Here is a 23,768-nt window from a genome sequence, read left to right as displayed (position 1 = left end):
CAGAGGAGAGTGTCATGCCATCGGTGCAGGTCAATGGCGGCCGGGTGGTCTACGAAATACTAGGCGGCTCGGGCGAACTCATCGTGCTGACCCCCGGCGGGCGGTTCGGCATGGATATCCCCGGAGTGCGGCCACTGGCCGAAGCGCTCGTCGAAGGCGGCTATCGCGTGCTGCTGTGGGACCGCCCGAACTGCGGCGACTCCGATGTGCAGTTCTACGGGCAGAGCGAATCGCATATGCGCGCCGAAACCCTGCACGGGTTGCTGACCGCGCTGGAGACCGGACCGTGCGTGCTTGCGGGCGGGTCCGGCGGGGCGCGTGACTCGATGATCACCGCGATCCTGTATCCGGAACTGGTCGAGAAACTGGTGCTGTGGAATATCGTCGGCGGTGTCTACGGCTCGTTCAATCTCGGCTCGTACTACATCATGCCGAGCCTGCAGGCGGCGCGCGCGGGCGGCGGTGAAAGCCTGGTGCGACTGCGGGAATGGCGTGAGCTTATCGAGCGCAATCCGGAGAACAAGGCACGGCTGCTCGCCCTGGATCGCGACGAATTCGTCAAACTGCAACTGCGCTGGCTCAACGCCTACGTACCCAAACCCGGTCAGACCATCCCCGGCGTGGAGGACGAGCTGTTCGACCGCATTCGCGTTCCGACACTCATCATCCGCGGCGGCGAGAACGATCTGGACCATCCGAAACGCACCTCACTGGAGGTGAGCTGCCTGATCCGTGGCTCCACGCTCATCGATCCGCCGTGGCCCGAGGACGCGTGGGAACGCGCGATGGAAGATCGCGCGAGCGGAAAAGTGAACCGCTACAACCTTTTCGACACCTGGGTGTTGGCCGCGCCCGCCATCCTGCGGTTCCTGAGCAACTGATGGCCGCGCGCGATTCACTTCGCGAGAATGGTGACCTCGCAGTTGAGCGAGGCCTCGAGCGCGGTGTGCAGGCGACTCTCCGGCACCCGTTCGAGATCCTGCTTCGCCACGGTCACCGAGATGACGTCGAATCCGTCGGTGTCCTGGGTTCTGACGATGTCGGCGGTCAGTCCGAATCCGGCGAGGACGCCGTGCGCGTCGTCGTCGGTGCCACGGCTGACGAAGGTCACGACACCGGCCGCGGGCGCGGTCCCGAAGGCGCGCGCGCAGATCTCGAGCGCCGCGCGGCGCACACCGTCGGGATCGTCGGTGGCGACGAGTACCTGCACTTCGCGCCTGTTCGCGGGCGCGGCGGCGAGGTCCGCGTCGAGCACTTCGCCTTCCCACGACGCGATCCGGGCACGCAACGACGACATCCCCTGCGCCAGTTGCTCATCGGTGAGCTCACCGGCCGGGTCGATATTGATGCGCAGTACCGCCGTCCTCATATCGGCCAGCTTAACCAGGAAATCAGCCAGAAGAGGTGACCATGCACGCCGCGTTCGAACCGTCCGGTTCACTCACCGTCGCCGTTGCGCCCGGCTGCCGCCCGCGTCTGTTGCGGGTCGCGCCGGGGACCGAGAGTGTGGCCGAATACCGCGAACAGGGCGGTTACCGCGCGATCGACTCGCCCGAGGAGTTACTCGCCGAGATCGAACGCGGTGGCCTGCTCGGCCGAGGCGGGGCGGGGTTTCCGCTGGCCGTCAAATTACGAACGGTCCGCGCCGCGAAGACGCGCGGTCGTGACACCGCCGTCGTCGCCAACGGCGAGGAGGGCGAACCCTCATCGATCAAGGACAAGTGGTTACTGCGCCACCGTCCGCACCTGATCCTCGACGGATTGCGGCTGGCCGCGGCCGTGGTCGGAGCCGAGCGCGCCTACGTCTACCTGTCGGATCGGGAAGCGGCCGAGCGGGTCGAGCAGGCACTGGCAGAACTGGGCGACACCGGACTCGGCGACCTGGTCGTGCGGGTGGTCAGCGTCGACCCCGCCTACGTAGCCGGCGAGGAGACCGCGGCGATCCGAGCCATCGACGGCGGCCCGGCGCTGCCAAGGGACAAACCGCCGCGCCCGTTCGAACACGGCGTCGGCGGAGATCCGACGGTGGTGAGCAATGTCGAGACGCTGTCGAATCTGCCGTACATCCAGCACCACGGCGCGGCGGCATTCCGGTCCGAGGGCACCGCCGCGTCACCGGGGACATTCTTGGCGACGCTCACCGTGGCCGGGCGCGCGCCCGCCCTGTACGAACTGCCGCACGGCGTCGCGCTCACCGATCTGCTCGCCTGGCACGGCGTTTCGCCCGACGACGTACGCGGGGCGCTGATGGGCGGCTATTTCGCGGGCATGCTGAACCGCGATGTGCTCGGCGCGACGCTGGACCACGGCGCCTTGCGCGCACTCGGCAGCGGTCTCGGGTGCGGGGCGATCTCGCTGGTGACCACCGAATGCCCGGTCGCGATGGCCGCGTCGGTGATGAGCTATTTCGACCGCGAGAACGCCGGGCAGTGCGGCTCGTGCTTCAACGGCACCGCGGCCATGGCCGCGGTGCTCACCGCGCTACGCGACGGCCGCGCCGACGCCGAGGATCTCGCCCGGCTCGAACGCTGGTCGGTCGTGCTGCGCGGGCGCGGCGCCTGCGGCACCATCGACGGCGCGACCAATACCGCGGCGGGCCTGCTCGCCCGCTTTCCCGCCGAGGTCGGCGACCACCTCGGCAATCGTTGTCCGACTTGCCGATCCGGCGCCTACAGCGCCGATCGGCCCTTCGAAGTGGAGGCGGTGGCCCACGCATGAGAATTCGACTCGACCGCACACTGTGCGACGGCTTCGGTATCTGCGCCAAACACGCGCCGGAGTATTTCTCGCTCGACGATTGGGGCTACGCCGTACTCGTCGGCGACGGCGCCATCCCGCCGCACGATCGCGACGCGGTCATGCGCGCGCTCATGGACTGCCCCGTGCACGCGATCATCGAAACACCCCGCGCCGACACCGACGTCGACGCCGCCGATTCCCCTGTCGCGACCACCGGCCGCGCCGGGCAGACCACGGAGGTACCCCGATGAAGGTGCGCGTCGACACCGTGCTGTGCGAGAGCAACGGCATCTGCGTGGGCATCATCCCCGAGGTCTTCGATCTCGACGACGACGATCGGCTCGAGTTGCTGCGCGAGGAGGTCACCCCCGAGATCGAACCGCGGGTGCGCGACGCGGTCGCTCAGTGTCCGCGTCACGCCATATCCCTTGTGGAATAACGGATTCGGCGTTACTGCCGGGGCAGACCGAGCACGCGCTGGGCGATGATATTGCGCTGGATCTCGGAGGTGCCGCCCGCGATGGTTCCCGCGAAGGTCCGCACGTAGCGTTCGAACCATCCGCCGGCCACATCCTCGAGATTCAGCGCGCTGCGGCGGCCCGTGGCGCCCGGATGCGCGAGCCCGTCCGCACCCGCCGCGTCGAGGGCCGCCTCGGTGGCACGCTGCGCCGCCTCGGAGCCGAGCAGTTTCAGCACCGACATCCCCGCCACATCGTCCTCGCCGCGCGCCGCCTTGGCCAGCGCCGCCGAACCGAGCAGGCGCAGGGCGGTGGCGTCCATGACGAGAGTGGCGAACTGGTCGGCTTCCAGCGGGCCGCTCGGGCGGAATTCCTCGACGAGGTTGGTCAGTCGATCGGCGAAGGCCAGCCACAGCAGTGTGCGCTCGTGCCCGAGCGATCCGTTCGCCACCGCCCATCCCTTGTTCAATTCGCCGACGAGATTCTCGGCGGGCACAGCGACGTCGGCGAAGAACACCTCGTTGAAGTCGAGATCGTCGCGGTCGCAGACGGAGGCGAAGGGACGCCGTTGCACGCCGGGAGCGTCGGCGGGGATGAGCAGCGCGGAGATGCCGCGGTGTTTGGCGGCGTCAGGGTCGGTGCGCACGAAGGTCAGCAGGATGTCGGCGTCGTGCGCCCCCGAGGTCCAGACCTTCTGGCCGTTGACGATGAACCGGTCGCCGTCGAGCACCGCGCGGGTGCGCAGCCCGGCCAGGTCCGAACCCGCGCCGGGTTCGCTCATACCGAGCGAGGCGGTCATGTCACCGCGCAGGATCGGGACCGCCCAGCGCCGCTGCTGTTCGGCGGTGCCGAAGGTGATCAGTGACGCGGCGATGATGCCGAGCCCCTGCGGATTGAAATTCTCGTAGATCCCCCTGCGCGCCAATTCCTCGCGGTGCACGTATTGCTCGATGATGCTTGCGTTACGGCCGCCGAATTCCGGCGGGTATCCGGGTACCAGCCACCCGTGCTCGAATTGCAGGCGCTGCCAGCGCCGCGCCCATTCCGGGACGTGGGAGGTGGAACGCGCGCGCTCGGTCGCCTCGGATTCGGCCGGTAGGTGCGCGTCGAGAAATTCGACGAACTCCGCGCGAAATGCCTCTACGTTCTCATCGAAGGTCAGTTGCACGATCCAGCCTCGCTATCGTCGCGTGAAATCCCCCGCGGACCAGGTGTCGCCAGTCCACTACCGCTACAGAGAATGTCCTTCTCGGATGGCGAGAGTATCACTTACACTATTCGCATGTCCGATATGTGGAGCGACCTCCTCGCGTGCCTGGATCTGAAGGAAATCGCCGATGACAGCGGCGCGACCTCGACCGGAGCCTCCAGCCCCCTCTTCTTCGAGGGGCCCAACCAGCAGCTCGAATACCACCGCCTGTTCGGCGGTCAGATCCTGGGGCAGCTCATGAGCGCCGCCCGGCTGGCCTGCCCCGACAAGACGGTCAAATCGCTGCACACCGTCTTCCCGCGCGAGGGCCGCGCCGATCAGCCGGTGCGCTACGAGGTGATCCGCAGGCACGAGGGACGCTCCTTCGCGACCCTCGCCATCACCGCCACCCAGGGCGAGGACACCGTGGCCTCGGCCGTGGCATCGGTCCACGCCGCCGAGGAAGGGCCGGACCGCCAGAGCGTCCCGCCGGTCAGCAGTACCGCCGAGGAACACGCGCCGCGCGCATTCGGCCTCATCCCGTGGGAAGTCCGCGCCGCCGACGATCTCGACAGCACCGCGACCGGCCCCGCCGAATTCCAATTCTGGATGCGGACACCGGAAGTCGACCCGGCCCTGGCCCCCTCGCTGGCCGCCTACGCCACCGATCTGACCCTGATCGGCACCGCGCTGCGACCCATCGATGGCATCAGCCACGTCGGCAACGGCACCCAGTTCCTCTCCGCGGTCACCTCGCACACCCTGTGGTTCCACCGCCCGCTGCGCACCGACGACTGGCTGCTGATGCGTCAGCACAGCCCTATTCTAGCCAACGGCCGCGCGTTCGGGCGCGGCGACGCGCTGACCGAGGACGGCACCCTCGTCGCATCCTTCGCCCAAGAAGCACTAGTGCGGTTCCGTTCGTGACCCGTCGGTGCCCCAGCGCCCCGCACGCGGGCGCCGATCCGTCACCTTCGAAGGAGGCCGACCGATGACCTACGTCATCACCCAGAACTGCTGCAAGGACGCCAGTTGCGTGGCGGTATGCCCCGTCGACTGCATTCGGCCGAGCGCGACCGACGGCTCGCCGGACACGCAGATGCTGTTCATCGACCCGGAGACCTGTATCGACTGCGGCGCGTGCGCGGATGAATGCCCGGTCGACGCGATCTACTCGGAATTCGATCTCCCCGAAGGCATGGAGCGATTCCTGGATTTCAACGCGGAATACTTCCGGCACAACCCACTCGAGCCCGGCATCATGATGCCGATGGCCCGCCCGCCCGCCGTCGACCGTGGCACACTGCGCGTGGCGATCGTCGGCGCGGGTCCGGCCGCGTGTTATGCCGCCGCCGAACTGCTCGAGGTCGACGGCGTCGAAGTCGAGATGTTCGAACGGCTCCCGACGCCGTTCGGGCTGATCCGAGCGGGCGTCGCGCCCGATCACCAGCGGACCAAATCGGTGGTCCGCCTCTTCGACTCCGCCTTCGGCAAGAGCCGATTCGGCTGTCACCTCAATGTCGAGATCGGGAAATCCGTCACCCACGCGGATCTGCTCGCCCACCACCACGCGGTGATCTACGCGGTGGGCGCGTCGGCCAGCCGCGACCTCGGCATCCCCGGCGACCAGCTCGCCGGCCACCATGCCGCGGCGGATTTCGTCGGCTGGTACAACGGCCATCCCGATTACGCGACAAGGGATTTCGATCTGTCCGCGCACCGCGCCGTCATCATCGGCAACGGCAATGTCGCCCTCGACGTCGCCAGGATGCTGCTGCTCGGCCTCGATGAGCTCACCAGGACCGATATCGCCGAGCACGCGCTGAAGGCCCTGGCGGACAGCGCGATCCAGGAAGTGGTCGTCCTCGGCAGGCGCGGCCCCCGCGACGGTGCCTTCTCTCTCGGCGAATTCCACGCACTCGGCCAGCTGCCCGGTATCGACGTCGTCATCGACGGCGGCGATGTGGTAAGCAGGCCGGGCGACGATGTGGAGACCGCGCTGAAACTCGAGCTCGCCCGCGAATTCGCCGAGCGCGAGCCCACCCCGGGCAATAAGCGGATCGTCTTCCGGTTCGACACCGCGCCGACCGAATTCGTCGGTACGGATCGGGTGGAAGGGTTGCGCGTGGTCGGTCCCGGCGCGGCCACCGAGGTGATCGAGACATCACTGGTGCTGCGGTCGATCGGGTACCGGGGGCTGGCGGTGGACGGTGTGCCCTACGACGCGGCCACCGGGACGATTCCGCACGAGAACGGCAAGGTGATCGACCCCGAGGGCAATCCGGTCGAGGGCGTGTACGTCACGGGCTGGATCAAACGCGGACCGCGCGGTGTCATCGGCACCAATCGCGGCTGTGCCGAGGAGACCGTCGCCCAGCTCATCGCCGATTTCGATCGAGGCGCGCTGCACCGGGACGTCGGCGATCGCGCGGCACTGCGCGCATTGTTGACCGAACGCGGCGTCGAAGCGATCGACTGGTCGGGCTGGCGGGCCATCGATGCCGCCGAACGGCAGCGCGGCGCGGCAATCGCGCGTCCGCGCGTGAAATTCACCGATGTCGATGAAATGGTCACGATCGCGATGGCCGCTACCGCGAAGGTATAGAGACAGTCATGGCACCGCCCGTCGCCGGTGCGGTGCCATGATCGCGACGAGTCGCGCGTTTCCCGTCAGTCGCTTGCGGGCAGCGGTTTGGCCTCTTTCAGCGACAGCTTCGTCGCGCCGACACTGAGCGAGCCGAGACCCGCCTTGGTGACGAGAACCTCGGCGCCGCTGTCGTCGACATAGCGTTTGCCCATCACGGTGCCGTCGGCGAAGTCGACGTCCAGCGTCGCGCCCACGGCCTTCTCGCCGTCGATCGCCACCATCGGGACACCGCCCGCGCGCAGATCGTCGAGACTGTCCGCCGCCTTCACGACGATGACCTCGGTATCGCAGACCTGGCTGCGTAGCCGAGAACCGTTCTTGATCATGATCATCCTTCCTGACCGGTACTACTGAGCCGCCGCGCCGCCGACAGCGGCGTCGAGGGTGAGTTCATCGATGAGTTCGCGCCGCAGCACTTTGCCGGTGGGCGTGGCAGGCAAGCCGTCCCGGAAAACCACCCGATCCGGGGTCCGCGAGCCGCGCAGGCTGCCGCGGACGAATTCGCGCAGTTCCCCCGGATCAGGCTCGGCGCCCGACTCCGGAACCACCACGGCCACGATGATCTGCCCCCATTCGGCATCCTCGACGCCGACGACGGCCACCTCACGCACGCGCGGATGTTCCACGAGGACATCTTCGATTTCGGCGGGCGCGATATTCTCGCCGCCGCGAATGATCGTATCGTCGGAGCGTCCGCCGATGAACAGGTAACCCTCGGCGTCGAGCACCGCGACATCCTTGGTCGGGAACCACCCGTTCTCATCGAGAACCGACCCGATACCGGCGTATTTGCCCGACACCTGGTCACCGCGGACGAACAGCTCACCCGGTTCGTCCGGGCCGAGGACGCGGCCGTGTTCGTCGCGGATCTCGACCTCGATACCGGGGACCGGACGTCCCACCGAGCCGAGCCGCCGGACCACCGCCGGATCATCGGACGCGCGGGCCTCGCGATGGTCCTCCGGGCCCAATACCGCGATGGTGGAACTGGTTTCGGTCAAGCCGTACGCGTTCACGAATCCGACCTCGGGCAGCAGTTCGAGCGCCGTGCGGACCAGCGGCAGCGGCACCTTGGAACCGCCGTAGGCCAGATTGCGCAGCGTCGGCAGGGTCGTGCCGGAGCGCTGGAGTTCGGTGACGATGCGATCGAGCATCGTCGGCACCACGGTCGCCGTCGTGACGCGTTCCTCGTTGACCAGCCGGACCCACTCCGCCGGATCGAAACTGCGCAGGTACACCATCTTGCGGCCCGCGTACAGATTCGACAGCGCCGCGCCGACACCGGCGATGTGATACGGCGGCACGCAGATCAGGGCCACGTCGTCGGGGGCGGCGGATTCGAAATCGACCGTGCCGGTGATGTAGCTGACCAGATTGTTGTGCGACAGTTCCACGGCCTTGGGGGCCGAGGTCGTCCCCGAGGTGAACAGCACGACCGCGACGTCATCGGGCTCGGGCATCACCGTCACCGGATCGGCCGAGGCGGCGGCGTCGAGGAAATCCTCCGAACGCAGCACTCGCCCATCGAATCCGCCGATACCGTCGACATAGTCGCCGTCGCAGATCACCAGTGGCTCGTCGAGCCGGTCGATCAGTTCGCGAAGTTTCGGTCCGCTGAGCCGATAGTTCAACGGCGCGAACGGCACCCCAGCGCGCGCCGCGGAGAAGATCAGCAGCGGCAGCAGCGCACCGCCGGTGCCGACATAGGCGACGGTGCGCGCGCCCGACGCGTCGATCACCCCTGCGCCACCTTCGGCCAACGTATGCAACTCACCCGCGGTCCACCGCAATTCGTCGGAGACGACCGCGACGCGGTCCGGGGCGCTCGACGCCGCCATGTCCAGCAACAACGAAATGCTCATGCAGTCGCCTCTCAGTGCGCCACCGATCGACATTCGGCGCGGACCGCCGGTCGATCACGGGTGATAGTGGCATTCTCCTGTTCGGAGAATAACATATGCAAAGAGCGTAACCGGCTGGTCGAACTGTGTGCCGGACCCGGCATCGAGCCAGCGCAATGGACGCGGGTGGCATCATGAGCACCACCGCGACCGCACCAGGAGAGGCCCGAAATACCGTGATCCGGGTGATCGAACCAAGCACAGCGTCGGCGGACGATATCGCGGACGATATCTCCGACGATATCTCCGGGGCTATGCCGTCGGGCCCGCTGATCGCCATCGGTTTCGATCTCGACGACCCGGCATCTCGGTACTGGCTCGACAACGCCACGATCACCCTGACGGAAACCGAATCCACCGACCCGCGCGTCGTCACCGTCGACTCCATCGATGCGACGCTCGCCGAGATAGCGGGCCGGTGCGCGCGCTCGCCACTGGCCGCCACCATCTGTGACGACGTCCTGCGGGCCACCGCGGCCTGCACCGAACTGTGGCCGGGGCTCGCGCTCGAATCACTGGCCTATTCGACATTGCAGGCCGGACCGGAATTCGAGCGCTGGTTATCCGAGCGAGGACCCGCCAGGACAGCCGAGGAATCGGCCGAGGCGGTGCTGACCTCGCGCAGCGCGGACACCATCGAGATCTGGTTCAACCGTCCGCACCGACACAACGCCTTCGACAACCGGACCAGGGCGGGACTGCTGGACGCGCTGACGGTGGCGCGGCTGGATCCCTCCGTACGCGCGGTTCACCTGCGCGGCGCCGGACCGTCCTTCTGCTCCGGCGGCGATCTGGCCGAATTCGGTACCTTCGTCGATCCGGCGGCCTCCCATGTCGCGCGCACCAGGCACAGTCCGGCACAGGCGATCGATGAGCTGACCCGACGGCTCGGCCGCGAGTGCATGGCCTCGGTGCACGGCCGTGTTCTCGGCAGCGGACTGGAGATGGCCTCGTTCTTCGGCACGGTGCGCGCCCATCCCGACACGGTATTCGGACTGCCCGAACTCGATCTCGGCCTGATACCCGGTGCGGGCGGCACCGTCAGCGTGACCCGCAGGATCGGCCGCTGGCGTACCGCGTACCTGGTGCTCAGCGGGCGCACGATTCCCGCGGCGACGGCTCTCGCGTGGGGGCTGGTCGATGAGATCGGCGAATAGTCGGATGGCCGCGCACGCCGTGGACAGCGATGCCGTCGACCCGCACGGCCGATTCGACGCGGTCGCCGCGTGGGCGGACAGCGGACTCGCGTGGCTGACCGGGTGGCCCGAGGCGAGGCCGGATTTCTCCCGTGCCCCGATCCTGACGCGGGCCGATGCCATCGGGCGGCGCATCACCGCGACGACCGGCATCGCCGTCGACGTCCCGAATATCCTCGCCGGACGCGCCGCCCTCCTCGGACTGCGTCGCCGCGGCGATATGTCGGCGGGCGGCGCGACCGCGCTGCTCGCCGCGACCGACGGCTGGTGCGCGCTCACCCTTTCGCGCGCCGCCGACCTCGATACCGTTCCCGCGCTGGTGGAATCCGACGCGGTCGATCTCGATCCGTGGCCCGCGATCCGGCGCTGGGCGGCGCGACGCCCGGCCGCCGAGATCACGGCTCGCGCCCGCCTGCTCGAATTGCCCGCCGCCACACTCGGTGAGACCACGCAGGCCCCACCGCGTATCCGACCGTCGGGACCGCGCGGACGGGTACGCGGCCTCGCGCAATGCCTCGTGGTCGACCTGACATCGATGTGGGCCGGTCCGTTGTGCGCCCAACTGCTCGCCAGGGCGGGGGCGGTCGTCGTCAAGGTCGAAAGTCCCCGGCGGCCCGACGGCACCCGAGGCGGCGACGCGGCCTTCTTCGACTGGATGAACAGCGGAAAGCTCTGCTGGGCAGGTGATCTGGACTCCGAGGCGGACGCACTCCGCGATCTGCTCGCGGTCGCCGACATCGTCCTGGAAGGGTCGAGGCCCGCCGCACTCGACCGACGCGGACTCGGACCGCACGATATCGCCGCGCGACCAGGACGGATCTGGCTTCGTATCACCGGTCACGGCACGGAAGGCGCGCGAGCCGGCCACGTGGCATTCGGCGACGATGCCGCCGTGGCCGGTGGATTGGTCGGTTCCAGCGGTGGGCGGCCGGTTTTCTGCGGTGACGCGATCACCGACCCCCTCACCGGACTCGAAGCCACCGCGGCGGTGCTCGACTCACTCGAGCGCGGCGGCGGCGAACTCGTCGAACTGTCCATGGCCGCTGTCGCGGCGACCTACGCGGCCATGCCCGGCGCGGCGATCGACCCGTCGCGCACCGCGACTCCCCCGATTCGACCCACCGATATCGGGCCGAAGGCCGCCGCCGTCGGCGCGGACACCGACGCGGTGCGGCGCCTCGTCGCCGAGCGGCTCGCGGCATGCTGATCCAGCGCGCCACCCTGCTGAACGGCAGGCGCGTCGATCTGCGGGTCGGCGCGACCATCACCGAACTGGCCGACAGGCTGACCCCGAGGCGCGCAGAGGACATCTTCGACGCCGCCGGCGGCACGGTCATCCCCGGCCTGCACGACCACCACGTCCACCTCCGCTCGACCGCCGCGGCGCAGACCTCGGCGCGGGTCGGTCCGCCGACGACGACCGATCCCGTTGGATTAGCCCACGCCCTGCGTTCGGCGAGCGCGGACGCGGACGGCTGGATCCGGGCGGTGGGATACCACGAATCCGTCGCGGGCGACCTCGACCGCCACCGCCTCGACGCGATCGAATCCACGAGGCCGGTCCGGGTACAGCACCGCGGCGGCGCACTGTGGATCGTCAATTCGGCTGGTCTCGCCGTACTCGGAATGCCGGACCACCCGGACGGCAGGCTGTTCCGTGTCGATATCGATCCGGGATACGCGCTGCACCGGCGCGATCACCCGCTGACCGAACTCGGCGCGCGGCTGTCCCGATGGGGTGTCACGGGGGTGACCGACGCGACCCCGGGTCAGGGGCAAGCCGATATCGACGCGCTGGCCGCCGCGCACCACACCGGCGAACTGCCCCAGCGACCGCATATCTTGGCCGCGGTCGGGGCCGCCGCCGTTCCCGGAGTCACCATCGGGGCCGTCAAGATCATTCTCGATGACCAGACGCTGGATCTGGACGATCTGATCGACCGGACCGCTCGGTGCCATCGCGCCGGACGCGGCGTCGCCGTGCATTGCGTCACCGAAAGTCAATTGGCCGTGACCGTCGCGGCGTTGCGATCGGCGGGAACCGATCCACGCGACCGCATCGAACACGGGGCGCTGATCCACGACGACTACCTCGACGTACTCGCCGAACTGGACGTCACCGTGGTGACACAGCCCAATTTCGTGGCCGAACGCGGTGACGCCTACCTGCGTGACATCCCCGCCGAGGACCATCCGATGCTGTGGCGCGTCGCCTCGCTGCTCGACCGGCGCATCCGGCTCGCCCTGTCCACCGATATGCCGTTCGGACACGGCGATCCATGGGCGGCGATGCGGGCCGCCGTGCATCGGCGTACGGCCGGGGGCGCGGTCCTCGGTCCCGCCGAACGGATTTCGGCGGGGCGAGCACTCGACCTGTTCTGCGGGTCACCCGACCGCCCGGACCGGATACGGCGAATCGCGGTCGGGCAGCCGGGGGATCTGTGCGTGCTGCGGAGCGCACCCGCCGAGGCGCTGGCCGAACTCGGGTCGGACATGGTCGCTCTCACCGTTGTCGGCGGGCGGACAATCTACCGCTCCGATGCGGACGGCGCCGTCCCGAGCTGATAGAACGGAGCCGCGTTCGCGAAAATCAGTAATGCCATTTCCGCATGTCAGCGGCCATATCGTCGGGTTCCATATGGAAATATATGAGCCAGATAACGGCATCGATGGTAACGTCATTCTCGTCAAAGTTGACACGACGGAGCGATCCGAGGACCCCACGGGCGCACGCCCGTGGCCCCGGAATTCGCGATCCGTCACGATGTCGAGGGACCGACGATGCAGCAACTCACCGACCACGCTCTCGATCCACCCGGCACGCGCGGAGACGACTCCGGCGACACCGCCGCGATTGCCGAATCCGATTCGCGCACATTGATTTTGGCCGTCGAAGAAGCCGAGGCCGAAGCGGAGGCGGCCGAAGCTGCCGCCGAAGCGGCCCGCGCCAGGGCCCGCGCCGCACGGTTGCGGCGACATGCGGCGAGCACCACCGCCGCGCACGGGCGAGCCGCAGAGGCGTCGACGGGGAGCGGTCGACCGGAAACAGTCGGGGCCGACACCGCGGCGACCGAGGCAGGCGAATCGGCGACGGACCGAGCCGATACCGTCGATGCGTCGGCCGCCGAGGACCCGGTGTCGACCGAAGACACCTCGGCCGAAGCCACCTCGACCGAAGACGCAGCGACCGAAGACGCAGCAACTGAAGCCACCGCGGCCACAGCGATTACCGACGACGACGCGGCAACCGACGACGCGCCAGCGGTACCGCTCGAGCACAACGCCGCCCCCGTGATCCGAGGCCGACGCCGCCGCATCGCCGTGATATCGACGGCCGTCGCTCTCATCGTCGCCGCCTTCGCCGTCAGCGGCTTCTCTGTGTGGCATCACCACCAGCTCACCCAGGAGCAGCGCCGGACCGCGGAATTCACGGCCGCGGCGCGCCAGGGCGTCGTCGCACTGACGACATTGGATTTCAATCACGCGCCCGAGGATGTGCAGCGCGTCCTCGACAATTCCACGGGTTCCTTTCGCGAGGACTTCAAGAGTCGCGCAGAGGATTTCACCACTGTGATCCGCCAGTCGCAGGTCTCGACCGAGGGCGCTGTCAACGGCGTGGCGGTCGAGTCGATGACCGAGGACACCGCGGTGGTGCTGGTCGCCGCGACCTCCCAGGTGACGAATTCCGCGGGCGCGAAACAGGAACCGCGCGCGTGGCGGCTCAGCGTCACCGTGACGCGGGTCGACGGTCAGATCAAGATGTCGAAAGTCGAGTTCGTCCCGTGATCGCACGCATATTCAGCCGACTCCGCGCCGAACCGCGCCTGGTTCTGCTCGGGCTCGCGGTCCTGGTCTCGGTGGCCACCGCGGCGAGCCTGGTCCTGTGGCAGTACCAACCGGACCGGCGCACCGGGGACGACGCCGCCCACGCGGCCGTCGCCGCCGCCTCCGAGGGCACCGTCGCCCTGTTGTCATACGCGCCGGACACCCTCGACCGCGATTTCGCCTCGGCGAAGGGGCATCTGACCGGCGACTTCCTTTCGTACTACACGCAATTCACCCAGCAGATCGTCGCGCCGGCGGCCAAACAGAAGGCCGTCAAGACCACCGCGGCCGTGGTTCGAGCGGCGGTATCGGATCTGAGACAGGATTCGGCGGTGGTGCTGGTATTCATCAATCAGACCACCACGAGTTCGGAGAAACCGGATCCGGCGATGGCCGCGAGCAGCGTCCGGGTCTCACTCACCCGCGTCGACGGGGACTGGCGGATCTCGTCCTTCGATCCGGTGTGACGGCCAGGGCGTTCTCACCGGGGAGCGGAATGTTCTCCCCCACAGCCCGGATAGCGGCGACCCTGGGCGGGAGAACGCAATTCTCCACATAGGAAAGGCTGCCCTACACTGAGTTATGCCCGATATGTGGAGCGACCTGCTCACCTGCTTCGATCTCCGTCATCGACCGACGACGCCGCAGACCGAGGCCGACCGGCCGGAACCTCCGCCCGCGCGGCGCAGCACACTGGCCGTGTTCGAGGCGCCCTGCCAGCAGATCGAGCACTACCGACTGTTCGGCGGGCAACTACTCGGACAATTCGTCCGGGCCGCGACCCGAGCGTGTCCGTCGAAGGTCGTGAAATCGCTGCACGTCCTGTTCGCCAGCGAAGGCAAAAGCGATTCCCCTGTCTTCTACATCGTGCAGCGCCAGCAGGAGGGCCGGACCTACGCGGCGCTGACGATCACCGCCAGGCAGAAAAGCGATGTCATCGCGACCGCCATGGTGTCGATGCACGCGGAAGAGGACGGGCCCGAACGCCAGACCGTCGGCGATATGCCCGACCTGCCCGGCCCCGAGTACCGCCGCGATATTCCGCTCATGCCGTGGGAAACACGGGCAACGACCGATCTCGACTCCACCGAAGTCCACCCGCCCGACTACGAACTGTGGATGCGCACACCGGGCGTCGACGCCGAGCTGAATCCGGCGATCCTCGCCTACGCGACCGACCTGAGCCCGATCGGCACCGCCCTGCGACCGCTGGACGGGATCAGCCAGGACGGCAACGGGACCGACTTCACCGCGGCGACCATCACGCATTCGGTCTGGTTCCATCGACAGGTGCGCGCCGACGACTGGTTACTGCTGCGCCACCACAGTCCGCTGGCGGCACACGGCCGCTACTTCGGCCGGGGTGACATACTCACCGAAGGCGGCATATTGATGGCCTCGTTCGCGCAAGAGGGGTTGCTCCGGTTCCGCCCATCGTGACATCCAGTCCGAGAACCTAGTTCTCGAATCAGGAAGTGCAGATCTCAAAAACCTGAACACACCGGTTCCGAGCGGACCAAACCTGCGACGTTCTCCGGTACAGTGCAATCATGTTCTCTCCACATGACAGCGGGTCGGTAGCCCGGTGACCACCGCCAGCGAAGAGCCGGCCTGGAAGCAGCGCGCCGTCGAACGGTCCATTCGGACCGCAAAACTCCGCGCCGAACAGCGCGTGCAGCGATTCCTCGACGCGGCGCAGGCGATCATCACCGAGAAGGGCACGACGGATTTCACCGTCCAAGAGGTCGTCGACCGCTCCAAGCAGTCGCTGCGCAGCTTCTACCTGCAATTCGATGGCAAGCACGAACTGCTGCTCGCCCTGTTCGAGGACGCGCTGAGCCGCGCCGCCGAACAGATTCGCGCCGCCGCGGCGGGCCAGACCGACCCCTACGATCGACTCGAAGTGGCCGTGCGCCTGCTGTTCGAACTGTGTCGGCCCGACCCAACGGCCCAGCGGCCCCTGTTCACCGATTTCGCGCCGCAACTGCTGGTCACCCATCCCGCGCAGGTCAAGATCGCGCACGCGCCGTTGCTGGCGCTGCTGGCCGAACTCCTCTCCGAGGCGGATGCCGACGGGAAGCTGCGCTCCGATGTCAACGCGCGTCGCATGGCGGCGATGGTTATGCAGACCGTGATGTTCACCGCCCAGTCGACCGGCGCCGAGGACGAGGAAACCCTCAATCCGATCACCGCCGACGAGGTATGGAACTTCTGCGCGCTCGGGTTCGCCGGTAAGCGGTAGGAGAATTTCATTCTCATGACATGAGAATGCATTTACACTCGGGGAATGACCGAAACGACGGCCACTCCGTATCGCGTAGTCCAGTGGGCGACCGGGAATATCGGCACCCGCTCACTGCGCGCCGTGATCGAGCATCCGAATCTACATCTGGTCGGTGTATATGTGCACAGCGCCGACAAAATCGGCGTCGACGCGGGCACCCTCTGTGGCCTCGACCGTGAAACCGGTATTACCGCGACCGGCGATATCGATGACATTCTCGCTCTCGAGGCCGACTGTGTGCTCTACATGCCCCGCGCGACCGACGCCGAGGAAGTGTGCGCGCTGCTCGCCGCCGGGCTGAACATCGTCACCACCCGCGGCGAATTCCATCATCCCGCGAGTATGGACAAGGACTCGAGAGCACGGGTGGAGTCCGCGTGCACGCTCGGCAACGCGTCGATCCACAGCACGGGAAGCAGTCCCGGCTTCATCACCGAGGCCGTTCCCATCGCGCTCACCTCGATCCAGCGCAGACTCGAACGCATCACCATCGAGGAGTTCGCCGATCTCTCCCAGCGCGATTCGCCCGGAATCCTGTTCGATGTCATGGGTTTCGGCGCGCCGCCGACCGCGTTCGACCAACATCGCCTCGACCACCTGCGCGCCAACTTCGAACCGTCGCTGCGACTGCTCGCCGACGCGGTGGGCCTTCCGCTCGATACCGTCGACGTCACAGGCGAAGTCGCGACCGCCAGGCAACGCACCCGCATCGCCGCGGGCACCCTCGCTCCGGGAAGTGTCGCGGCACAGCGCATCACGATCTCCGGTTACCGAGAGAGCAAGGCGCTGATCGAATTCCGCGCGACGTGGTACTGCACCACCGATGTCGAACCCGAATGGGAGGTACGTCCCACCGGCTGGCATATCTTCGTCGACGGCGACGCTCCGCTGGACGTCGACCTGCGCTTCCCGGTCTCGCTCGACATGATGAGTTCCGTCTCGCCCGGCTACACCGCCAACCGCGCCGTGAACGCGGTGCCGCACGTGTGCGCGGCACCGCCCGGAATTCGAACCAGCATCGATCTGCCGCAGTTCACCGCGACACTGGGCTGACCCGAATTCGCCCGAACCGGGCCGATACGAAACAGGGCGAAATTTCGAAATGAGAATGTTGTTTACGTCATGGGAGAATGTGATTACCATCATGGGGGTAAGGACTCCCGGAGTCGACCGCCGCGTAGCGAGGCAAGCAATCGTGCCCGATCACACCGACACCAGCAGATTCTCAGCACTCCCGGCACGGCCGGAAGTGCCGTGGCTCCCCCGCGCACGACAGAACCCGTGGCAACAGAGCACCGCGTCACAAACACTCACCGCGGAGAAGCAATCGGTCAGCATCAGCGTCAGCGACGTGCTCGACTATTTCGAGAAGTGCCCGAGTTGCGGATACCCCGCACAAGCGACCGCGACCGTGCGCCGCTTCGAGAACGGCCACGTCGAGACTTCGATCCATCCCACCTGCGGGCTGCCCTGCGGATGGCACGGAACCGTCCAGGTCACGACCAAGCCCGCCGTGCGAGTGGACCCGAAACCCGCTGTCACACCGGTCGAATCGACAGCGCGGCTCGAGTCCGGGGCCCGCGCCGGGAAAGCCGAACCGGGAATCCGCGGCCATTCCCCCCTGCGGGCCGGATGGACCATGACGCCACCGCGCGCCGCGATTTCCTGAGCTCGCACGGGTTCGAGGAGCCGGACGCACGACCGGCTCAGCGAGTCAGCCCGCGCTCCAGCAGATCCCATGCCCGCGTCGCGACCATCTGCTTGGACTGCGCATCGGTCTTCGACATGATCCCCGCCAGCATTCCCACCGCGAGAACGACATCGAAGGCGGTCAGATCCGCGCGGATGGAGCCGCGCTGGCCGGGATCGTCGAGTTTGCGGGCGACCAGGTCGATCAGCCGGGTCGAGACTTCCAGCAGGCGCGGATCGTCGGTGCCGGTCGGGTTGAACATCGCGATGAACGCCGCCGACCGGGTGAGCTGGTCGACGATGACCGCGAGGACATCGTGGACGGTGCTGGACGGATCCGCGGCAAGCACTTCGACCTCGACGATATTCTCCTCGAATACCGCCAGCGCCAGACTCTCGCGGGTGGGAAAGTGCCGATACAGCACACCCTGTCCGACGCCGGCGGCCCGCGCGATGGAACTCAGCGGCGCGTCGAAACCGTTCTCCGCGAAAATCTCCCGTGCCGCCCGAATGAGTGCTGCGTGGTTGCTCGCCGCGGCCTTCGGCCCCCTGTTCGCACGGGCTGACGATGTCATCGCGCCAACGTACCGCACGGGAAGTATTCGCTCGCACCGCGGTGTCCGGCCGAGCCATGGCGAGAATCCCTTAGTGAGCCGTAACATCATTGACTCCGAAGGTAACCGGGAGCACACTTACGGACCAACCGGACAGTACAGTCCGGTGAACGGATCCTGCCGACATCCCGGCGGTCTCCGTGACACGGCGTACCTCGGCCGAACCAGGACCGCACGGAACACCGAGACGACCCGCGTGACCCAGAGGAAAGGCGCCCTCACCGCCGAGGGGCATTATGAGATCACAGCACTATCTCCGAACCCGACGGACACTGGTGATCGCGGCAGCCTGCGCGCTGCTGCTGCCGACCGGAATCCTTTCCGCACAACCTGATTCCGGTTCGCCGGGCCGGGTCACCGAAATCGGCAGTCTGAGTGCGACCCCCGTGGGACGCGCCGACTGCGGACCCGGTTCCGACGCCGCGTCCGGCCCCGAGACCGGCCTGCAGGGTGACGTCCCCGCCGCCGACAGGGACAGCAGGCGCAGCAGCCGGGGCTACAGCTGCAATATCCGGCAGCTGGGCAACTATCCGGGCGTCGGCGGCGGCATCACCTCGATCACCTTCGATCACTGCGCCTATATCGGCACCTTCTTCCCCGGCAACCTGGTCGGCGTGGAGCAGGGCGTGCAGGTACTCGACGTCTCCGATCCCACCGCCCCGGTCCTCACCGCCGTATTGAACGAACCGGCGATGCTGGCGGGCACCTGGGAAAGCCTGAAGGTCAACCACGAACGCAAACTCCTCGTCGGCACCGGCGCGCCATTTCTGACCGGTGCGGGACTGCTGTCCGTCTACGACCTCTCCGATTGCGCGCATCCGCGACTGCTCAACCCGGGACCTGGCACCAACCTCGCTATGCCACTGCCCATTACGGCACACGAAGGCGGCTTCTCCCCCGACGGCAACACCTACTGGGCATCCGGTGTCGCACCGGGCCTCATCAGCGCTGTCGACCTCACCGATCCCGCCGCGCCACGCGTCATCTGGCAGAGCCTGCCCGGACTGTCGATGCACGGCTTCGGATTCAGCGCCGACGGCAACACCATGTACCTGGCGAACAACTTCGGCGGGATGATGATCCTCGATGTCTCGGCCGTCCAACGCCGCGATCCGAATCCGCAGGTCCGCGAACTCTCGCACACCACGTGGACCGATGGCTGGGCCACCCAGCACAATCTTCCCGTCACCTACGACGGCACGCCGTATGTCTTCTCTGTCCAGGAAGCAGGATCCGGCGGCGTCAAGATCTTCGATGTCACCGACGGCAGCCGCCCGCAGCTGGTCAACACCATCAAACTCGAGATCAACCTGCCCGACAACCAGGACGTCGCCATGGCGTCGGCGGCGGGCGGCTCGCTGTTCGCCTACGACGCCCACTACTGCGCCGCCGACCGACCGGCGAATCCCACAGCTCTCGCGTGCGGTTGGACCTCATCGGGAATCCGCGTCTTCGACGTCGGTGATCCACGCGCGGTGCGCGAGATCGCCTACTACAACCCGCCCGCACGAACCGGCGAGAACACCGAACTCACCAATTCACCGCACGCGCTGGCTTCGATCATCGGCCCTCCCGTACTCGCCGCGCCGACGCTGCTCCAGACCATCCTGCAGGGCCAGTTCGACCTCGCCCAGGCCGTCAGCAACCGGACCGGCATGCTCGCACTCGGTGACCTGTCCACGGACTGGTGCTTCTCCGCTCCCGAATGGCGGGGCACGCAATTGTGGACGACGTGCGCGGACAACGGATTCCTCGCTCTGCAACTGTCGCCGTCGGTCTACACCCCGCCCGCCGACCAGCACTCGACCATCGGCTCATGACGCGGGCGAACTGGGGCAAGGTCGCCGCCCTCCTCGGCATGGCCGTATTACTGCTGGTCATCGGCGCTGCCCTGCGGCCGCTCGTGATATCCGACGACACCACCGCGCCGCCCGTCATGACCGATACCGAAATCGGCTTCACCCAGGATATGGTCGCCCACCACAACCAGGCGCTGCTGATGACGCAGCGACTGGACCCGGCGGCCGACCCGACGGTGCGGGCCCTGGCCCAGCAACTGGCCGATACCCAGCGCGTCGAAATCGGCATGATGCTGGGGTGGTTGCGCATGGCCCATGTCGTCACCACCAATCCACACCCCATGGCGTGGATGCACGACGCCGGTGCCGAGCCCAGCGGACATCAGCACAGCGGACAGGCCACGAGCGCAACGACTTCGGCGGACGCCACGGGTTCGACCATGCCCGGTATGGCGACCCAGGCCGAACTCGACGCCCTGTCCGCCGCACGCGGTGCCGAGGCCGAAATCCAGTTCCTTCGCTTGATGCAACGCCACCACTACGGCGGCGTCCAGATGGCGCAGGCCGCGGACCGGCAATTGTCGAGCGGGATCGTCAAACAGGCGGCGCGCGACATGCTCGACACCCAGTCTCGTGAGTCGGGGCTCCTGGGACTATTGCTGGCACAGCGGACAGCATCGACACCGTGAGACCCCGGCTCGACGTTCGGCCCAGGGGGCGAGTCCCGGACAGTCTCGAATGAACCCTCGGTGATGGTTCCTCCTGCGACAGAGAGAACTTCACGCCGACTGCTGCGGCGAACGAGCGCCCGCCGACAGTAGCGCGCCCGCCTTCGGTCGGCAGGGCGCGGCGATGGTGGCCAGCGCATCCACCAGTCGACGCAGATCCGGCGGCGGCGATTCGAGCAGCGGAAGACGCACCGTCGCGTGCGGGATGACGCCGAGCTCGGTCAGAGCGGCCTTGGCCATGACGGCACCCTGGGATGTGCGCATAATGGCCTCCACCAAGGGAATCAGCGAAATGTGAATCGCCCGCGCCGCGTCCAGGTCGCCCGCGCGGACCGCTCGAATGAGTGCGGCATTGCGGTCGGCGACGATATTTCCGATGACGCTGAGCACACCGGTGGCGCCGCACGCGAGATAGGGCAGATTGAGTTCATCGATGCCGCAGTAGTAGGCCAGCGATGTGCTCGACATGACAGATATCGCTTCGTACACGTCGCCTTTGGCGTCCTTGACCGCTCGGATCCGCGGATGGCGGGCGAGTTCGATCAGCGTTGCCGCCTCCATGGCGATACCGGTCCTGGCGGGGACGTCGTAGAGCATCACGGGCAGTTCGGTGGCGTCGGCCACCGCCAGGCAATGGGCGATCACCCCGGCCTGCGTCGGCCTGGAGTAGTAGGGACAGACCAGCAGCAGCGCGTCCGCCCCGGCAGCCTCGGCGTCACGTGCCCGTCGAATACTGGCGGCCGTGTCGTAGGTGCCGACGCCGGCGACCACCCGCGCGCGGTTCCGCGACCTGACCGCCACCGAACGGACGAGCCCGGCTGCCTCGGTGTCGGTCAGGGTGGGCGACTCACCGGTGGTCCCGCCGACGACGATGCCGTCGCACCCGGTGGTCAGCAGGTGGTCGACGAGACCGGCGAGTCCGGGTTCGCTGATCGTGCCGTCGGGGTCCATCGGGGTCGCCATGGCGACGAGGTTGGCGCCGAAGAGTAGTTCGGCCGGGTGCCGCGGGTCGGTCATGAATCGATCGTGCCCCGCCCCACAAGTGTGGTCCAGCAATGGTTTCTTGCCGATATTACGTAGTATTTCTTCATGATCGATGTCGGGGCCCTGCGGGCGTTGCGGTCGGTGGCCGCGCTCGGAACGCTGGTACGAGCGGCCGATGAGCTCGGGTTCACCGCCTCGGCGGTATCGCAGCAGATCAAGAGACTGGAACGTCAGGTCGGTGTGCCCGTGCTCGCGCAGGCGGGACGCGGGGTCGTCCTCACTCCGGCCGGGCAGGCCATCGTCGACTCGGCGGCCGAAGTGTTCCAGGCGTTGGAGCGTTGCGCCGAAGCGGCCCAATCGGTTTCGCGGGGCGCGCCGCGCGGCACATTCCGCATCGTCGCCTTCTCGACCGCTATCCGCGGACTGCTCGCGCCCACTGTCGCGCGACTGTCGACGCGCTGCCCGGACCTGCGCGTACACATCACCGAGCAGGATCCCGACCAAGCCCTCCACAGTGTCGATGCGGGCACCGCCGACCTCGCCCTCGTCCACGACGCCGACGGGCTGCCCGCCCCGCTGCCCTCGGCATTGACCCAGCGCCGTGTGCACACCGATGTCGGCGACGTCGTCATGAATCGAACGCATCCGCTCGCGCGGGTCGACCGGCCGCTCATCGGCGCGGACCTCGTCGGGCACGCCTGGGTGACCAGCCCGCCGGGCACCGTGTGCCACCAGTGGTTCCGACGACTGTTCGCGAATATGCCGGAAGACCCCGACGTGCGCCATCTTGTCGACGATTTCGCCACCCAGCTGTCGCTGGTCGCCTCGAGCGACGTCATCGCCCTGATCCCACGCCTGGCTCGCCCGCCCCTGGGGGACGGACTCATCGCCCTGCCGCTGGGGCGGCAACCGACGCGCGAAATACACGCGGCGTGGCGTCGCAGCGCCGATGCCAGCCCGGCGATCCGGGCGGTACTCGCGGAACTGGCGTCCGATCAGGCAGCATCCGAGCAGGCGACGTCCGATCAGGCAGCGTCCGACCAGGCAGCGTCCGACCAGGCAGCGTCCGACCAGGCAGCGTCCGACCAGGCAGCGTCCGACCAGGCAGCGTCCGACCAGGCAGCGTCCGGTCGGTGAGACGGGTTCAGCGTGCGGCGTCCCGGTGGAAACGGGCGGAGGAGATGGTGCCCGCCGGACGCGGCCACGGCCGTCCGTGATAGCGCTCGATATCGCTGTTGAACCGCTCCAGATACGCGCCGAAGGCCGCGACATCCTCGGGCGCCCAGTCGCTCAGGATGGTATCCAGGTGCCGAACGCTGTCGGCGCGTTGCGCTTCCAGTCGGCGTTCGCCTTCCGCGGTGGTCCGGAACTTGCGCGCCATCCCACCGTAGGGATCCGCGATCCGTTTCAGCAGGCCGGCTTTCACCATGGCCGCGGTCTGGCGATTCACCGTCGAATCGTCCAGGCCGAGCGCGTCGCCGAGCTGGCCGATGGTCATCGGCCCTTCCATATGGAGCCGCGCGAGCAGCGTGTACACACTTCGGTCGAGATTGCGCTCGTTGCCCTTGCGTGAGGCCAGACTGTATCGGCCGAACAGCATGGTCTCGAACTCGATCGAGTCGAGGGGCTTGTCCATTCCGATCCTTTCCACCACGCCGCGGAACTCCGCTGGCGACTCCCCATTCCAGGTATACCACGGGTTATGCAGGACACAT

Annotated in this window: 25 protein-coding genes; 18 read left to right on the top strand and 7 right to left on the bottom strand. The window is 67.6% G+C overall.

All coding sequences use genetic code 11. The features are described 5' to 3' along the window. Positions 1-14: 14 nt before the first annotated feature. Positions 15-881 carry an alpha/beta hydrolase gene (locus tag ABZS43_RS07165; RefSeq protein WP_355034920.1) on the top strand — a complete coding sequence of 289 codons (867 nt, stop codon included), beginning with the start codon at positions 15-17 and terminating at the stop codon, positions 879-881. Between the two features lie 14 nt (positions 882-895). Here the strand turns inward: ABZS43_RS07165 and ABZS43_RS07160 are convergent, their stop codons facing one another. Continuing rightward, the gene (locus tag ABZS43_RS07160) at positions 896-1,369 is read right to left on the bottom strand and encodes a hypothetical protein (protein ID WP_355034919.1); all 474 of its coding nucleotides are present in this window, start codon (positions 1,367-1,369) and stop codon (positions 896-898) included. A gap of 41 nt (positions 1,370-1,410) precedes the next feature. Between ABZS43_RS07160 and ABZS43_RS07155 the strand changes: the two genes are divergently transcribed. From ABZS43_RS07155 to ABZS43_RS07145, 3 genes are read left to right on the top strand one after another with little or no spacing between them, the layout of a single operon-like run. After that, complete coding sequence (locus tag ABZS43_RS07155) at positions 1,411-2,718, top strand: NADH-ubiquinone oxidoreductase-F iron-sulfur binding region domain-containing protein (RefSeq protein WP_355034918.1); 1,308 nt, start codon at positions 1,411-1,413, stop codon at positions 2,716-2,718. After that, complete coding sequence (locus ABZS43_RS07150; RefSeq protein ID WP_355034917.1) at positions 2,715-2,990, top strand: ferredoxin; 276 nt, start codon at positions 2,715-2,717, stop codon at positions 2,988-2,990. The genes ABZS43_RS07155 and ABZS43_RS07150 overlap by 4 nt, the downstream gene beginning before the upstream one ends. Beyond that, positions 2,987-3,178 carry a ferredoxin gene (locus ABZS43_RS07145; protein ID WP_355034916.1) on the top strand — a complete coding sequence of 64 codons (192 nt, stop codon included), beginning with the start codon at positions 2,987-2,989 and terminating at the stop codon, positions 3,176-3,178. The genes ABZS43_RS07150 and ABZS43_RS07145 overlap by 4 nt, the downstream gene beginning before the upstream one ends. Before the next feature lie 11 nt (positions 3,179-3,189). Here ABZS43_RS07145 and ABZS43_RS07140 read toward each other — a convergent pair whose 3' ends face one another. Further along, positions 3,190-4,365 (bottom strand): acyl-CoA dehydrogenase family protein, encoded by a 1,176-nt coding sequence (locus ABZS43_RS07140; protein WP_355034915.1) that lies wholly within the window; start codon positions 4,363-4,365, stop codon positions 3,190-3,192. 114 nt (positions 4,366-4,479) lie between these two features. Between ABZS43_RS07140 and ABZS43_RS07135 the strand changes: the two genes are divergently transcribed. Both ABZS43_RS07135 and ABZS43_RS07130 read left to right on the top strand, forming a co-directional pair. Further along, positions 4,480-5,313 carry an acyl-CoA thioesterase domain-containing protein gene (locus tag ABZS43_RS07135; RefSeq protein WP_355034914.1) on the top strand — a complete coding sequence of 278 codons (834 nt, stop codon included), beginning with the start codon at positions 4,480-4,482 and terminating at the stop codon, positions 5,311-5,313. Between the two features lie 64 nt (positions 5,314-5,377). Next, on the top strand, positions 5,378-6,991 hold the full coding sequence (locus ABZS43_RS07130; protein ID WP_355034913.1) for an FAD-dependent oxidoreductase: 1,614 nt from the start codon (positions 5,378-5,380) through the stop codon (positions 6,989-6,991). A 65-nt stretch (positions 6,992-7,056) separates the two neighbouring features. On the opposite strand, the gene ABZS43_RS07125 is transcribed toward ABZS43_RS07130, so the two are convergent. Together ABZS43_RS07125 and ABZS43_RS07120 are read right to left on the bottom strand one after the other, a co-directional pair. Beyond that, positions 7,057-7,359, bottom strand: a complete 303-nt coding sequence (locus ABZS43_RS07125) for a hypothetical protein (protein ID WP_355034912.1) — start codon at positions 7,357-7,359, stop codon at positions 7,057-7,059. A 21-nt stretch (positions 7,360-7,380) separates the two neighbouring features. Then, positions 7,381-8,895: an AMP-binding protein gene (locus ABZS43_RS07120; RefSeq protein ID WP_355034911.1), complete on the bottom strand. Its 1,515-nt coding sequence runs from the start codon at positions 8,893-8,895 to the stop codon at positions 7,381-7,383. Positions 8,896-9,188: 293 nt separating this feature from the next. On the opposite strand from ABZS43_RS07120, the gene ABZS43_RS07115 reads away from it, so the two are divergent. The 9 genes from ABZS43_RS07115 (at position 9,189) to ABZS43_RS07075 (ending at position 17,908) form a co-directional block, all read left to right on the top strand. Continuing rightward, positions 9,189-10,091 (top strand): enoyl-CoA hydratase/isomerase family protein, encoded by a 903-nt coding sequence (locus ABZS43_RS07115; protein WP_355034979.1) that lies wholly within the window; start codon positions 9,189-9,191, stop codon positions 10,089-10,091. A gap of 4 nt (positions 10,092-10,095) precedes the next feature. After that, entirely contained in the window at positions 10,096-11,337 is a 1,242-nt protein-coding gene (locus ABZS43_RS07110) for a CoA transferase (RefSeq protein WP_355034910.1), read from the top strand. Beyond that, positions 11,331-12,695 carry an amidohydrolase family protein gene (locus tag ABZS43_RS07105; RefSeq protein ID WP_355034909.1) on the top strand — a complete coding sequence of 455 codons (1,365 nt, stop codon included), beginning with the start codon at positions 11,331-11,333 and terminating at the stop codon, positions 12,693-12,695. The genes ABZS43_RS07110 and ABZS43_RS07105 overlap by 7 nt, the downstream gene beginning before the upstream one ends. A gap of 216 nt (positions 12,696-12,911) precedes the next feature. Further along, positions 12,912-13,916 (top strand): hypothetical protein, encoded by a 1,005-nt coding sequence (locus tag ABZS43_RS07100; RefSeq protein ID WP_355034908.1) that lies wholly within the window; start codon positions 12,912-12,914, stop codon positions 13,914-13,916. Then, positions 13,913-14,422, top strand: coding sequence for a twin-arginine translocation pathway signal (locus ABZS43_RS07095; RefSeq protein ID WP_355034907.1), 510 nt, complete (start codon positions 13,913-13,915; stop codon positions 14,420-14,422). The genes ABZS43_RS07100 and ABZS43_RS07095 overlap by 4 nt, the downstream gene beginning before the upstream one ends. Before the next feature lie 115 nt (positions 14,423-14,537). Next, positions 14,538-15,395: an acyl-CoA thioesterase domain-containing protein gene (locus tag ABZS43_RS07090; RefSeq protein ID WP_355034906.1), complete on the top strand. Its 858-nt coding sequence runs from the start codon at positions 14,538-14,540 to the stop codon at positions 15,393-15,395. Between the two features lie 145 nt (positions 15,396-15,540). After that, positions 15,541-16,197 (top strand): TetR/AcrR family transcriptional regulator, encoded by a 657-nt coding sequence (locus ABZS43_RS07085; RefSeq protein ID WP_355034905.1) that lies wholly within the window; start codon positions 15,541-15,543, stop codon positions 16,195-16,197. A 45-nt stretch (positions 16,198-16,242) separates the two neighbouring features. Continuing rightward, positions 16,243-17,292, top strand: coding sequence for a dihydrodipicolinate reductase (locus ABZS43_RS07080; protein WP_355034904.1), 1,050 nt, complete (start codon positions 16,243-16,245; stop codon positions 17,290-17,292). A 142-nt stretch (positions 17,293-17,434) separates the two neighbouring features. Continuing rightward, complete coding sequence (locus tag ABZS43_RS07075) at positions 17,435-17,908, top strand: hypothetical protein (protein ID WP_355034903.1); 474 nt, start codon at positions 17,435-17,437, stop codon at positions 17,906-17,908. A 37-nt stretch (positions 17,909-17,945) separates the two neighbouring features. Here the strand turns inward: ABZS43_RS07075 and ABZS43_RS07070 are convergent, their stop codons facing one another. Then, entirely contained in the window at positions 17,946-18,503 is a 558-nt protein-coding gene (locus ABZS43_RS07070) for a helix-turn-helix domain-containing protein (RefSeq protein ID WP_355034902.1), read from the bottom strand. 275 nt (positions 18,504-18,778) lie between these two features. On the opposite strand from ABZS43_RS07070, the gene ABZS43_RS07065 reads away from it, so the two are divergent. Next, a complete protein-coding gene (locus ABZS43_RS07065; RefSeq protein ID WP_355034901.1) occupies positions 18,779-20,362 on the top strand; it encodes a hypothetical protein in 1,584 nt (527 codons plus the stop codon). Continuing rightward, positions 20,359-21,030, top strand: coding sequence for a DUF305 domain-containing protein (locus tag ABZS43_RS07060; RefSeq protein WP_355034900.1), 672 nt, complete (start codon positions 20,359-20,361; stop codon positions 21,028-21,030). Before ABZS43_RS07065 ends, ABZS43_RS07060 begins: the two co-directional genes overlap by 4 nt. 90 nt (positions 21,031-21,120) lie before the next feature. Here the strand turns inward: ABZS43_RS07060 and dapA are convergent, their stop codons facing one another. After that, positions 21,121-22,086 carry a 4-hydroxy-tetrahydrodipicolinate synthase gene (dapA, locus tag ABZS43_RS07055; RefSeq protein ID WP_355034899.1) on the bottom strand — a complete coding sequence of 322 codons (966 nt, stop codon included), beginning with the start codon at positions 22,084-22,086 and terminating at the stop codon, positions 21,121-21,123. A 72-nt stretch (positions 22,087-22,158) separates the two neighbouring features. Here dapA and ABZS43_RS07050 point away from each other — a divergent pair, with 72 nt between their 5' ends. Then, positions 22,159-23,190: a LysR substrate-binding domain-containing protein gene (locus ABZS43_RS07050; protein WP_355034898.1), complete on the top strand. Its 1,032-nt coding sequence runs from the start codon at positions 22,159-22,161 to the stop codon at positions 23,188-23,190. 7 nt (positions 23,191-23,197) lie between these two features. Here the strand turns inward: ABZS43_RS07050 and ABZS43_RS07045 are convergent, their stop codons facing one another. Next, positions 23,198-23,689 (bottom strand): MarR family winged helix-turn-helix transcriptional regulator, encoded by a 492-nt coding sequence (locus tag ABZS43_RS07045; protein WP_355034897.1) that lies wholly within the window; start codon positions 23,687-23,689, stop codon positions 23,198-23,200. Positions 23,690-23,768 lie beyond the last annotated feature (79 nt).

The organism is Nocardia sp. NPDC005366, assembly GCF_040606855.1.
Classification (GTDB): Bacteria; Actinomycetota; Actinomycetes; order Mycobacteriales; family Mycobacteriaceae; genus Nocardia.
This window is presented reverse-complemented; position numbering and strand designations above follow the sequence as displayed.

Bases quoted from the DNA above. Each gene is read 5' to 3' on its own strand.
- ABZS43_RS07045 (WP_355034897.1), bottom strand. From the start codon at position 23,689: ATGGACAAGCCCCTCGACTCGATCGAGTTCGAGACCATGCTGTTCGGC.
- ABZS43_RS07150 (WP_355034917.1), top strand. From the start codon at position 2,715: ATGAGAATTCGACTCGACCGCACACTGTGCGACGGCTTCGGTATCTGC.
- ABZS43_RS07090 (WP_355034906.1), top strand. From the start codon at position 14,538: ATGCCCGATATGTGGAGCGACCTGCTCACCTGCTTCGATCTCCGTCAT.
- ABZS43_RS07130 (WP_355034913.1), top strand. From the start codon at position 5,378: ATGACCTACGTCATCACCCAGAACTGCTGCAAGGACGCCAGTTGCGTG.
- ABZS43_RS07080 (WP_355034904.1), top strand. From the start codon at position 16,243: ATGACCGAAACGACGGCCACTCCGTATCGCGTAGTCCAGTGGGCGACC.
- ABZS43_RS07120 (WP_355034911.1), bottom strand. From the start codon at position 8,895: ATGAGCATTTCGTTGTTGCTGGACATGGCGGCGTCGAGCGCCCCGGAC.
- ABZS43_RS07105 (WP_355034909.1), top strand. From the start codon at position 11,331: ATGCTGATCCAGCGCGCCACCCTGCTGAACGGCAGGCGCGTCGATCTG.
- ABZS43_RS07125 (WP_355034912.1), bottom strand. From the start codon at position 7,359: ATGATCAAGAACGGTTCTCGGCTACGCAGCCAGGTCTGCGATACCGAG.
- ABZS43_RS07110 (WP_355034910.1), top strand. From the start codon at position 10,096: ATGGCCGCGCACGCCGTGGACAGCGATGCCGTCGACCCGCACGGCCGA.
- ABZS43_RS07070 (WP_355034902.1), bottom strand. From the start codon at position 18,503: ATGACATCGTCAGCCCGTGCGAACAGGGGGCCGAAGGCCGCGGCGAGC.
- ABZS43_RS07165 (WP_355034920.1), top strand. From the start codon at position 15: ATGCCATCGGTGCAGGTCAATGGCGGCCGGGTGGTCTACGAAATACTA.
- dapA (WP_355034899.1), bottom strand. From the start codon at position 22,086: ATGACCGACCCGCGGCACCCGGCCGAACTACTCTTCGGCGCCAACCTC.
- ABZS43_RS07155 (WP_355034918.1), top strand. From the start codon at position 1,411: ATGCACGCCGCGTTCGAACCGTCCGGTTCACTCACCGTCGCCGTTGCG.
- ABZS43_RS07135 (WP_355034914.1), top strand. From the start codon at position 4,480: ATGTCCGATATGTGGAGCGACCTCCTCGCGTGCCTGGATCTGAAGGAA.
- ABZS43_RS07115 (WP_355034979.1), top strand. From the start codon at position 9,189: ATGCCGTCGGGCCCGCTGATCGCCATCGGTTTCGATCTCGACGACCCG.
- ABZS43_RS07065 (WP_355034901.1), top strand. From the start codon at position 18,779: ATGAGATCACAGCACTATCTCCGAACCCGACGGACACTGGTGATCGCG.
- ABZS43_RS07160 (WP_355034919.1), bottom strand. From the start codon at position 1,369: ATGAGGACGGCGGTACTGCGCATCAATATCGACCCGGCCGGTGAGCTC.
- ABZS43_RS07100 (WP_355034908.1), top strand. From the start codon at position 12,912: ATGCAGCAACTCACCGACCACGCTCTCGATCCACCCGGCACGCGCGGA.
- ABZS43_RS07060 (WP_355034900.1), top strand. From the start codon at position 20,359: ATGACGCGGGCGAACTGGGGCAAGGTCGCCGCCCTCCTCGGCATGGCC.
- ABZS43_RS07145 (WP_355034916.1), top strand. From the start codon at position 2,987: ATGAAGGTGCGCGTCGACACCGTGCTGTGCGAGAGCAACGGCATCTGC.
- ABZS43_RS07050 (WP_355034898.1), top strand. From the start codon at position 22,159: ATGATCGATGTCGGGGCCCTGCGGGCGTTGCGGTCGGTGGCCGCGCTC.